10 protein-coding genes are annotated in these 10,625 nt (G+C 73.8%); 6 read left to right on the top strand and 4 right to left on the bottom strand.

The features are described 5' to 3' along the window. Both ABTZ91_RS27320 and ABTZ91_RS27315 read left to right on the top strand, forming a co-directional pair. Positions 1-479: biotin/lipoyl-containing protein (locus tag ABTZ91_RS27320; protein WP_352079893.1), on the top strand; the 479-nt coding region annotated here is incomplete at its 5' end. A 106-nt stretch (positions 480-585) separates the two neighbouring features. Continuing rightward, a complete protein-coding gene (locus ABTZ91_RS27315; protein ID WP_352079892.1) occupies positions 586-1,146 on the top strand; it encodes a helix-turn-helix domain-containing protein in 561 nt (186 codons plus the stop codon). Positions 1,147-1,294: 148 nt separating this feature from the next. On the opposite strand, the gene ABTZ91_RS27310 is transcribed toward ABTZ91_RS27315, so the two are convergent. Together ABTZ91_RS27310 and ABTZ91_RS27305 are read right to left on the bottom strand one after the other, a co-directional pair. Then, on the bottom strand, positions 1,295-2,242 hold the full coding sequence (locus tag ABTZ91_RS27310; protein ID WP_407078034.1) for a DeoR/GlpR family DNA-binding transcription regulator: 948 nt from the start codon (positions 2,240-2,242) through the stop codon (positions 1,295-1,297). 237 nt (positions 2,243-2,479) lie between these two features. Beyond that, entirely contained in the window at positions 2,480-3,919 is a 1,440-nt protein-coding gene (locus ABTZ91_RS27305) for an NAD(P)H-quinone dehydrogenase (protein WP_352079890.1), read from the bottom strand. 229 nt (positions 3,920-4,148) lie between these two features. On the opposite strand from ABTZ91_RS27305, the gene ABTZ91_RS27300 reads away from it, so the two are divergent. The 4 genes from ABTZ91_RS27300 (at position 4,149) to ABTZ91_RS27285 (ending at position 8,971) form a co-directional block, all read left to right on the top strand. Next, entirely contained in the window at positions 4,149-4,586 is a 438-nt protein-coding gene (locus tag ABTZ91_RS27300) for a gamma-glutamylcyclotransferase (protein ID WP_345486059.1), read from the top strand. Positions 4,587-4,877: 291 nt separating this feature from the next. Further along, on the top strand, positions 4,878-5,681 hold the full coding sequence (locus ABTZ91_RS27295; RefSeq protein WP_345486060.1) for a purine-nucleoside phosphorylase: 804 nt from the start codon (positions 4,878-4,880) through the stop codon (positions 5,679-5,681). Positions 5,682-5,912: 231 nt separating this feature from the next. Next, complete coding sequence (locus ABTZ91_RS27290; protein ID WP_352079889.1) at positions 5,913-7,571, top strand: phospho-sugar mutase; 1,659 nt, start codon at positions 5,913-5,915, stop codon at positions 7,569-7,571. A gap of 224 nt (positions 7,572-7,795) precedes the next feature. Further along, on the top strand, positions 7,796-8,971 hold the full coding sequence (locus ABTZ91_RS27285; protein ID WP_407078033.1) for a mannosyltransferase family protein: 1,176 nt from the start codon (positions 7,796-7,798) through the stop codon (positions 8,969-8,971). Between the two features lie 277 nt (positions 8,972-9,248). Here ABTZ91_RS27285 and ABTZ91_RS27280 read toward each other — a convergent pair whose 3' ends face one another. Further along, the gene (locus tag ABTZ91_RS27280) at positions 9,249-9,896 is read right to left on the bottom strand and encodes a PH domain-containing protein (protein ID WP_352079888.1); all 648 of its coding nucleotides are present in this window, start codon (positions 9,894-9,896) and stop codon (positions 9,249-9,251) included. Between the two features lie 105 nt (positions 9,897-10,001). Next, on the bottom strand, positions 10,002-10,625 hold a 624-nt coding region (locus ABTZ91_RS27275), incomplete at its 5' end, for a sortase domain-bontaining protein (protein ID WP_352079887.1).

Below are 10,625 nucleotides of genomic sequence, written 5' to 3'. Positions count from 1 at the left end.
CCGACTTCACCGCCGACCCGTTCCGCGTCCACACCCGCTGGATCGAGACCGAGTTCGTCAACGACATCAAGCCCTTCACCCCCGCGGGCGGCGAAGCGGAAGAGGACGAGACCGGCCGCGAGACCATCGTCGTCGAGGTCGGCGGCAAGCGCCTTGAGGTCTCCCTGCCGTCCTCGCTCGGCATGAGCCTCGCGCGCACGGGCCTGGCGGCGGGCGCCAAGCCGAAGCGCCGGGCGGCCAAGAAGTCCGGTCCGACCGCCTCGGGCGACACCCTCGCCTCCCCGATGCAGGGCACCATCGTCAAGATCGCGGTCGAGGAAGGCCAGGAGGTCAAGGAAGGCGACCTCATCGTCGTCCTGGAGGCCATGAAGATGGAACAGCCCCTCAACGCCCACAAGTCCGGCACGATCAAGGGCCTCACCGCCGAGGTCGGCGCCTCCCTCACCTCCGGCGCCGCCATCTGCGAGATCAAGGACTGACGTCCGGCACCGGTACGGTACGCGTACGGTACGAAGGGCCCGCAGGCATCCACCGCCTGCGGGCCCTTCGTGACATCCAGCCCGGACATCGGCGGAAGGAGTTCGGATGCGCGCCGACGCACGCCGCAACCACGCGCGACTGCTGGCCGAGGCCCGCGCCGCCTTCGCCGCGCACGGCACGGACGCCTCCCTGGAGGACATCGCCCGCCGCGCCGGAGTGGGCATCGGGACCCTCTACCGGCATTTCCCCAGCCGGGAGGCGCTGCTCGGCGCCGTCTTCCAGGACGCTCTCGCGGCGCTGCTGCGCCGCTCGGCGGAGTTGGCCGAGGCTCCCGACCCGTGCGCCGCGCTCGTCAGCTGGCTGCGCACTCTGATCGCCCACGCGGGCGAGTACCGGGGGCTGTCCATCGCCCTCATGTCCGCGGCCCCCGACGGGAGTTCGGCCCTCGCGGGATGCAGCGAGCCGCTACGGGCGGCGGGCGCTCCGCTGCTCGACCGTGCCCGCGAGGCGGGTGCCGTCCGCTCCGACGTGTCGATCGGCGACCTGATGAAGCTCACCAACGCCATCGCCCTGGCCGCCGAACGCTCCCCGGAGGACCCGGAGTTGGCCGACCGGCTGCTCGACCTGACCGTACGGGGCCTGAGGGCAGGACCGTACGAGACCTGAGGACAGGACCAGACGGGGCCTCAAGACCTGACCGTACGGGGCCTGAGGACAGGACCAGACGGGGCCTGAAGTCGTGACCGTACGGGGCCTGAAGACCTGACCGTACGACCTGAGGGCTGCCCCGCCCCCGTCCCCCTGCCCCCCTCCCTCAGCGGCGGCGCATGTCCGCGACGCGTGCCGGTCGTTCGGGCGCCAGGACCTCGCTCGTGAGCGGGCTGCCACCCGGTCCGCCCGGGCCGCCGCGGAACTGGCCGCCCGGCATCCGGCCGCGCTGCCCCGGCAGCGGGAGGTCACGGCGCGGGCGGCCGCCGCTCGGGGGGTGCTGCTGCTCGCCTCCGTGGGTCGGGGCGCCGGCGCCGGCCACCGCGATCTGCACGCCCTGGTCGGCCAGGGCCTGGAGCTCGGTGGCGGCCCGCTCGTCGTGGGGCGGCGGCTCGTCCGTGACCAGGCGGGTGATCACGTCGGTCGGCACCGTCTGGAACATGGTGTCGGTGCCGAGCTTGGTGTGGTCGGCGAGGACCACGACCTCCGCCGCCGCCTGCACGAGCGCCCGGTCCACGCTCGCGGAGAGCATGTTGGACGTGGACAGGCCGCGCTCGGCGGTCAGTCCGCTGCCGGAGAGGAAGGCGCGGGAGACCCGCAGCCCCTGGAGCGACTGCTCGGCCCCGCTGCCCACCAGCGCGTAGTTGGAGCCGCGCAGGGTGCCGCCGGTCATGACGACCTCGACCCGGTTGGCGTGGGCGAGGGCCTGGGCGACGAGCAGCGAGTTGGTGACGACCGTGAGGCCGGGCACCCGGGCGAGCCGGCGGGCCAGTTCCTGCGTGGTGGTGCCGGCGCCGACGACGATGGCCTCGCCCTCGTCGACGAGGCTCGCGGCGACATCGGCGATGGCGGTCTTCTCGGCGGTCGCGAGATGGGATTTCTGCGGGAAGCCGGACTCTCGCGTGAACCCGCCCGGCAGCACCGCACCGCCGTGCCGGCGGTCGAGGAGTCCTTCTGCCTCAAGCGCCCGCACGTCCCGCCGTACGGTCACTTCTGAGGTCTGGACGACGCGGGCGAGCTCGCGGAGCGACACGGCTCCATTGGCACGCACCATTTCGAGGATCAACTGGCGACGTTCTGCAGCGAACACGAAACTGACAGTAACGTGACCCGCCGATAGTTTTCAGCACTATGCGCCGAATTGCAGAAGATGCACACAGGCGGGGTCCCCAGGTGGTATGGAGGACCCCGCCGTTGATCCGCTCTTCGCCATGGCTATGCCCCGGCTTGCCGGGGGTTGTCCGAGTCGGCGAACCGTTCCCGCAGGTGGGGCCGGTGGCCGTACGGGACCTCAGGCCTCGGCCGTGGTCTTTCGGGTGTGCAACTGCCGTGCCACTTCCGCGATCGAGCCCGACAGGGAGGGGTACACAGTGAAAGCATTTGCGATCTGTTCAACGGTCAGATTGTTGTCGACCGCGATCGAGATCGGATGGATCAGCTCGCTGGCGCGCGGGGCGACGACACAGCCGCCGACCACGATCCCGGTGCCCGGACGGCAGAAGATCTTGACGAAGCCGTCCCGGATGCCCTGCATCTTCGCCCGGGGGTTGCGCAGCAGCGGCAGCTTGACGACCCGGGCGTCGATCTTGCCGGCGTCCACGTCGGCCTGGGTGTAGCCGACGGTGGCGATCTCCGGGTCGGTGAAGACGTTGGAGGAGACCGTCTTCAGGTTGAGCGGGGCCACCGCGTCGCCGAGGAAGTGGTACATCGCGATCCGGCCCTGCATGGCGGCCACCGAGGCGAGCGCGAAGACGCCGGTGACGTCACCGGCCGCGTAGACGCCGGGCGCGGAGGTCCGGGAGACCTTGTCGGTCCAGATGTGACCGGAGTCCTTGAGCCGGACGCCGGCCTCCTCCAGACCCATTCCGGCCGTGTTGGGGATGGCGCCGACGGCCATCAGGCAGTGGGTGCCGGAGATGACCCGGCCGTCGGAAAGGGTGACCTCCACCCGGTCGCCCACCCGCTTGGCGGACTCGGCGCGGGACCGGGCCATGACGTTCATGCCGCGGCGGCGGAAGACGTCCTCCAGGACCGCGGCGGCGTCCGGGTCCTCGCCCGGGAGCACGCGGTCACGGGAGGAGACGAGGGTGACCCGGGAGCCGAGCGCCTGGTACGCGCCGGCGAACTCGGCACCGGTGACGCCGGAACCGACCACGATGAGCTCCTCGGGGAGCTCCTTCAGGTCGTAGACCTGGGTCCAGTTCAGGATCCGCTCGCCGTCCGGCTTGGCGTCCGGCAGCTCGCGCGGGTGACCGCCGGTGGCGATCAGGACGGCGTCGGCGGTCAGCGTCTCCTCGGTGCCGTCGGCGGCCGTGACGACCACCTGGCGGGAGCCGTCCGTCGCCTGCCGCCCGGAGAGCCGGCCGCGGCCGCGCAGCACGCGGGCGCCCGCCCGGGTGACGGAGGCGGTGATGTCGTGCGACTGGGCGAGCGCGAGCCGCTTCACACGGCGGTTGACCTTGCCCAGGTCCACGCCGACCACCCGGGCCGACTGTTCGATGTGCGGGGTGTCGTCCGCCACGATGATGCCCAGCTCCTCGTAGGAGGAGTCGAAGGTGGTCATCACCTCGGCGGTGGCGATCAGGGTCTTGGAGGGCACGCAGTCGGTCAGGACGGACGCGCCGCCGAGGCCGTCGGTGTCGACGACGGTCACCTCCGCGCCGAGTTGGGCGCCCACCAGGGCCGCCTCGTATCCGCCGGGTCCGCCGCCGATGATCACGATCCGGGTCACTGGGATCTACGCCTCGCGCTCTCGTTCTGCCGGGGGGAGCCCCCCGTGGGCTGCAGTGCGTACGCCATTGTCCCGCACGCCTCAAGTGCGTACCCCATTGTCCCGTACGTACGGGCGAGTCTCGCGCCGGGGCCGTCCCAAGGCCCTGCGGCCGGGTCGCACGGCCCTGACCACGGCCCCCACCACGGGCGTCACCGGCCACCCCGCCCCCTCCCGTACCCTCGACCCCATGTCGCTCTACGCCGCCTACGCCGGCAACCTCGACGCGCGGCTGATGAGCCGCCGCGCACCGCACTCGCCGCTGCGCGGCACGGGCTGGCTGAACGGCTGGCGGCTGACCTTCGGCGGGGAGCAGATGGGCTGGGAGGGGGCGCTGGCCACGATCGTGGAGGCGCCGCGCTCGCAGGTCTTCGTGGCGCTGTACGACATCGCTCCCATGGACGAGGACTCGATGGACCGCTGGGAGGGCGTCGGCCTCGACGTCTACCGGCGGATGCGGGTGCGGGTGCACACCCTGGACGGCGAGGAGCCGGCGTGGGTGTACGTGCTCAACGCGTACGAGGGCGGGCTGCCCTCGGCCCGCTATCTGGGCGAGGTCGCGGACGCGGCCGAGTCGGCGGGGGCGCCGCACGACTACGTGATGGAGCTGCGCAAGCGTCCGTGCTGACCGGCCCCGGCCCCGGGAGCACGGGGTCCGGTCCGGGTCGGAGACGCCTTCGTCGGCCCTTCACCCGGCCTTCGCGGGGCTTCGAGGGCCGGGCGCTCATCCGCCTTCGCCAGGTCGTGCACGGCGCTCGCCGGGTCGCTCATCCGACGTTCGTCGGAAACGACAAGACAACGATCGCAGCTCCGTGCGCGCTGTCATCTACGCGCGTAGGGATTCTCGGGCTAGGCTTCTGCGCGTATCAAATCCGTCCGGGGCTTCCCTCGGACCCCCCTCCCCGAGGCGAGAGAGTCAGTGAACGCTACTGCCACCCCGTACGAGGCCGCCGAGGCCGCCGCAGCACGCCTTCGCGAGCTGACCGGAGTCGAGAACCACGACGTCGCCCTGGTCATGGGCTCCGGCTGGGCCCCGGCCGTCGACGCCCTGGGCGCGCCCGAGGCCGAGTTCCCGGTCACCGAGCTGCCCGGCTTCCCGCCGCCGGCCGTCGAGGGCCACGGCGGCAAGATCCGCTCGTACAAGATCGGTGAGAAGCGCGCCCTGGTCTTCCTCGGCCGCACCCACTTCTACGAGGGCCGTGGCGTCGCGTCCGTCGCCCACGGCGTCCGCACCGCCGTCGCCGCCGGCTGCAAGACGATCGTCCTGACCAACGGCTGCGGCGGTCTGCGCGAGGGCATGCGCCCCGGCCAGCCGGTCCTGATCAGCGACCACATCAACCTGACGGCCGCCTCCCCGATCGTCGGCGCCAACTTCGTGGACCTCACCGACCTGTACTCGCCGCGGCTGCGCGCGCTGTGCAAGGAGGTCGACGAGACCCTGGAGGAGGGCGTCTACGTCCAGTTCCCCGGGCCGCACTACGAGACCCCGGCCGAGATCAACATGGTCCGCGTCATGGGCGGCGACCTGGTCGGCATGTCCACCGTCCTGGAGGCCATCGCGGCCCGTGAGGCCGGCGCCGAGGTCCTGGGCATCTCCCTCGTCACCAACCTGGCGGCCGGCCTCTCCGGCGAGCCGCTGAACCACGAGGAGGTCCTCCAGGCCGGCCGTGACTCGGCGGCGCGGATGGGCGAGCTGCTGACGCGGGTCCTCGACCGCATCTGAGTCCTCCGCACCGTTCCTCCGGGTGCCCCGTGACCGGGGCTCCGGCCCGGCCCCCGTACGGTTCGACGGCCGTGTCCTCTTCCGAGGCGCGGGGGCCTCGGGGTGGAGCCCGCGGTTACGGGAAGGGGCGGGGTGGGGAAAGGCTCCGCGCAGCGGCGGCCTCCTCCGCCACCGCCCGCCCCGTCCACCGCCCGGCTCCACCGCCCCGCTCCACCGAAAGGCACACGCACCGTGACCCAGGACGACCTCCTCACCCGCGCCCAGGCGTGGCTCGCCGAGGACCCCGACCCGGAGACCCGTGAGGAGCTCGGCGCGCTCCTCGACCGCGGCGCCGCCGCGCGCGACGAGCTCGCCGCCCGCTTCGCCGGCACCCTGCAGTTCGGCACCGCCGGACTCCGCGGCGAGCTGGGCGCGGGCCCGATGCGGATGAACCGCGCGGTGGTCATCCGCGCGGCCGCCGGACTCGCCGCGTATCTGAAGGCGAAGGGGCAGACCGGTGGTCTCGTCGTCATCGGCTACGACGCCCGCTACAAGTCCGCCGACTTCGCGCGCGACACCGCCGCCGTCATGACCGGCGCCGGGCTGCGCGCCGCGCTGCTGCCGCGCCCGCTGCCGACGCCCGTCCTGGCGTACGCGATAAGGCATCTGGGTGCCGTCGCGGGCGTCGAGGTGACCGCGAGCCACAACCCGCCGCGTGACAACGGTTACAAGGTGTACCTGGGTGACGGCTCGCAGATCGTGCCGCCCGCCGACGCGGAGATCGCCGCCGAGATCGACGCGGTCCGCGCGCTCGCCGACGTGCCCCGGCCGGACAGCGGCTGGGAGGTGCTCGGCGACGAGGTCCTGGAGGCCTATCTGGCCCGTACGGACGCCGTGCTCACCCCCGGCTCCCCCCGGAGCGTGCGGACCGTCTACACGGCCATGCACGGCGTCGGGAAGGACGTCCTGACGGCCGCCTTCGCCCGGCACGGCTTCCCGCCGCCGGCGCTGGTCGCCGAGCAGGCGGACCCGGACCCGGCGTTCCCGACGGTCGCGTTCCCCAACCCGGAGGAGCCGGGCGCGATGGACCTGGCCTTCGAGGCCGCGCGGGCCGTGGGCCCCGACATCGTGATCGCCAACGACCCGGACGCCGACCGCTGCGCCGTGGCCGTGCCGGACGCCTCCGTCGAGGGCGGCTGGCGGATGCTCCGCGGCGACGAGGTGGGCGCGCTGCTCGCCGCGCACCTGGTGCACAAGGGTGCGCGGGGCGTGTTCGCGGAGTCGATCGTGTCCTCCTCGCTGCTCGGCCGGATCGCCGCGGCGGCGGGCGTCGGCCACGAGGAGACGCTGACCGGCTTCAAGTGGATCGCCCGCGTGGAGGGCCTGCGGTACGGCTACGAGGAGGCGCTCGGCTACTGCGTCGACCCGGAGGGCGTGCGCGACAAGGACGGCATCACGGCGGCGCTGGCCGTCGCCGAGCTGGCCTCGGAGCTGAAGGAGCAGGGCCGCACGCTCGGCGATCTGCTCGACGACCTGGCGGTGGCGCACGGTCTGCACGCCACGGACCAGCTGTCGGTGCGGGTCGAGGACCTGAGCGTGATCGCGAACGCGATGGCGGCGCTGCGCGAGAAGCCTCCGGTCCGGCTCGCCGGCCTCACGGTGGTCTCGGCGGAGGACCTGACGAAGGGTACGGAGTCGCTGCCGCCGACGGACGGGCTGCGCTACTACCTGGAGGGCGACTACAAGGCCCGGGTGATCGTCCGGCCGAGCGGCACCGAGCCCAAGCTGAAGTGCTACCTGGAGGTCGTGGTCCCGGTCGCGGACGCGAGCGAGCTGGGGACGGCGCGGGCCACGGCGTCCGACGTGCTGGCCGCGATCAAGAAGGACCTGGCGGAGGCCGCCGGTCTGTGAGGCCGGGCGCGCGGCGCGGACAAGGCCGAGGGCCCGTACGGAATCGTTTCCGTACGGGCCCTCGGCCTTGTCCGGGGCGGTCCCCGGGGCCCCTCGTGGGCGCTCGTGGGCGCTGTCCGGATTTCCTCCCGCCGCTTCCCCTTCCGGGTGAATTCGGTACGGCAGGTGACGTAACGCGCGGTCCGTGCCCGCGGGGCCGGGGACAGGGTGACCCGGTGTCCTCCGTGTCCCAGGTGCTGATCCCGCGCCCCTCCGCTCCCGTCGGACGCGGTCCCGTGCCCGGCCCCCGCCCCGGGCTGCTGCGGCGGGCGGTCCCGGCCCTGCTGGGCTATCTGGCGGTACGGCTCCTCGGCCTGGTCGTCCTGGCCCGCTGGACGCACCTCAAAGGGCACGGGGTCTGGCCGACGATCGCCACCTCGTGGGACTCGAACTGGTACCTGGGGATCGCCGACCACGGCTACGACCACGAGCTCGGAACCCGCACCAACCACAACAACCTGGCGTTCTTCCCGCTCTACCCGGTCCTGATCAAGGCCTTCGCTGCCGTCACCCCGGGCTCGCGCGCCTCGGTGGCCCTGGTGCTCGCGGGGGTGTGCTCGCTGCTGGCCGCGCTCGGGGTGTTCGCGGTCGGCGACCGGCTGCACGGGCCGCGGACGGGCGCGGTGCTGGCGGTGCTGTGGGGGGCGGCGCCGGCGGCGGTGGTGCAGTGGATGGGCTACACGGAGTCGCTGTTCACGGCGCTGGCGGCCTGGGCGCTGTACGCGGCCCTGGACGGCCGCTGGGAGTGGGCGGCGGGCCTCGCGGTGGCGGCCGGGCTCACCCGGCCGACCGGGATCGCCGTGGCGGCCGCCGTGTCGGTCGCGGCCCTGGTCGCGGCCCGCCGGTGCGCGGGCCGGGACCGTGCCGTGGCGCTGGCCGCCGCGTTCGCGGCGCCGCTGGGGTGGCTGGGCTTCGTGGGGTGGGTGGGGCTGCGGCTCGGCCGCTGGGACGGCTACTTCGCGGTGCAGCGGACGTGGGAGAACGAGTGGGACGGCGGCCTGGGAACCCTGGAGGTGCTGCGGGAGCTGCTGGTGTACGCGCGCCGGCCGCAGCTGTTCCTGGTGGCGGTCTCGGTGGTCCTGATCCTGTTCACGGCCCTGTACGTGCTGTCGGTGGCGGACCGTCAGCCGCTGCCGCTGCTGGTCTTCACCGGGGTGCTGCTGCTCGTGGTCCTGGGCAGCGGGGGCGTGTACTTCCCGCGGGCCCGCTTCCTGCTGCCGGGTTTTCCGCTGCTGCTGCCCGTGGCCGTCGCCGTGGCCCGGGCGCGGCTCCCGGTGGCCGCCCTCGTGCTCGGGGGCGCGGCGCTGTCGTCGGCGTGGCTGGGGGGCTACATGCTCCTGGTGTGGCACGGCCCGCCGTGAGCCGCGCGCCGTACGGCGTGAGTCGCGCGCTGCGAGCCGTGAGCCGTACGGCGTGAGTCGCGCGCTGCGAGCCGTGAGCCGTACGGCGTGAGCCGCGCGCTGTGAGCCGTGAGCCGTGAGCCGTGCGGCGGGGGCTCGGCCGGGGCCGGGCGCGGGGCACCGGCGCGCGGCGGGGCCTCGGCCGGGGCCGGGCGCGCGGCCGCGCCTCGGCAGTTCCCCTGCGGCGCCTCGGCGCGCGGCGGCTCGGCGCGCGGCCGGGCCTCGGCGCGCGGCGGCCTCAGCGCAGGGCGAGGAGGACGACGAGCAGGACGAGTCCGGCGGCGGCCGGCGCGAGGATCTCGTACGCCCACCGGATCTGCGGCTCGCCCTGCGTCTCGGGCCGCTTGCCGAGGCGCTCGGCCAGCTCGCGCAGATCGGCGACGGTCTGGTCGGCGGAGGCGACGCGGGAGGCGGTGTCGGTGACGTCGGCGGTGGCCGAGGTACGGCCGAGCGGGTCGTCCTGGGAGGCGGTGGCGGCGCGGCGGGCGGCGCGCTTGCGCTGGCGCAGGGAGATCGGGATGGCCCAGAGCTGGTACTTGGCGCCGTCCTGGGTGAAGGCCTCGCTGGAGTAGCTCGCGCGGATGTCGGCGATCGTGCCCCAGGGCAGGGTGATGGTGCGGAAGGGGTTGCGGACGCGCAGCCGCCGGTCGTCGGCGTGGACGGCGGGCCGGATGGTGAAGGCGACGATCAGCGGGACGAGGAGGAACATCGTCGCGAGCGCCACCCAGGGGTCGTCGCCCTCCCCGCGGACGAGCGTGTCGACGCCGAAGAGCAGGGTGAGACCGAGCAGGAAGACCCCGCCGGCGATCCCCATGCGCGAGCGGAACACCTGCTCCTTGCGGTCGGGCTCGGAGGGCTGTGCGGAAGGCGGCTCGGACGTCGTCATGCGCCCGATTCTGCCTCAGCGTTCACGCGCCCGCGGTGACGAGGTCGGCGTAGACGACGATGTTGTCGGGCCGGTGGCCGCCGACGAGCTCGCCGCCGCAGGTGATCAGCCGCAGCTCCGGGCGGGTGGTGTCGCCGTAGACCTTCCGCGTGGAAACGCCTTCTTGTCGACCTGCTCCAGCTCGCGCACCCGGAAGACGGCGTCCTTGCCGTCGGCGCGGGTCACGGTGATCCGGTCGCCGACGTGGATCCGGCCCACGTTCCGCAGGACGGCGGGGCCCTCGGCGGTGTCGTAGTGCCCGATGAGCACGGCCGGCCCGGTCTCGCCGGGCGTGACGCCCTTGTCGTACCAGCCGATCCGGTCGGCCTGGGCGACGGTCGGGACCTCGACGGTGCCGTCCGGGTTGAGGCCCAGGTCGAGGAGGGGCGCGGCGTCGACGCCGGCCGAGGGCACCCGTACCCGTACGGGCCTCGAGCGCGGCATCGGGGTGGTGGCGAGCTGCGCCGCCGGTGCGGGGGCGGCGGTCACCGAGATCCGCGGGGCCGGCACCGTGGGGCCCTTCGGCGCCTCGGCCACGGGCGCGGCACAGCCCGCGAGCGCGACGGCGGTGACGGCGAGGGTGAGCAGGAGGGGGCGGCGGCGGGTCATGGGTGCTCCGGGGAGGGGTGCGGCGGGGGCCGCCGCCCCCACGCCGCGCCGGGCGAGCTTGCAGCCCCCACAGATCACAAG

Source organism: Streptomyces sp. NPDC126499, from assembly GCF_040302485.1.
In the GTDB taxonomy this organism is placed as follows: Bacteria; Actinomycetota; Actinomycetes; order Streptomycetales; family Streptomycetaceae; genus Streptomyces.
The sequence above is the reverse complement of the archived record's forward strand: the minus strand, read 5'-3'. Positions and strand labels throughout refer to the sequence as shown.

Coding starts and splice junctions, on each gene's coding strand:
- ABTZ91_RS27315 (WP_352079892.1), top strand. CDS start 586: ATGCGCGCCGACGCACGCCGCAACCACGCGCGACTGCTGGCCGAGGCC.
- ABTZ91_RS27310 (WP_407078034.1), bottom strand. CDS start 2,242: ATGGTGCGTGCCAATGGAGCCGTGTCGCTCCGCGAGCTCGCCCGCGTC.
- ABTZ91_RS27300 (WP_345486059.1), top strand. CDS start 4,149: ATGTCGCTCTACGCCGCCTACGCCGGCAACCTCGACGCGCGGCTGATG.
- ABTZ91_RS27280 (WP_352079888.1), bottom strand. CDS start 9,896: ATGACGACGTCCGAGCCGCCTTCCGCACAGCCCTCCGAGCCCGACCGC.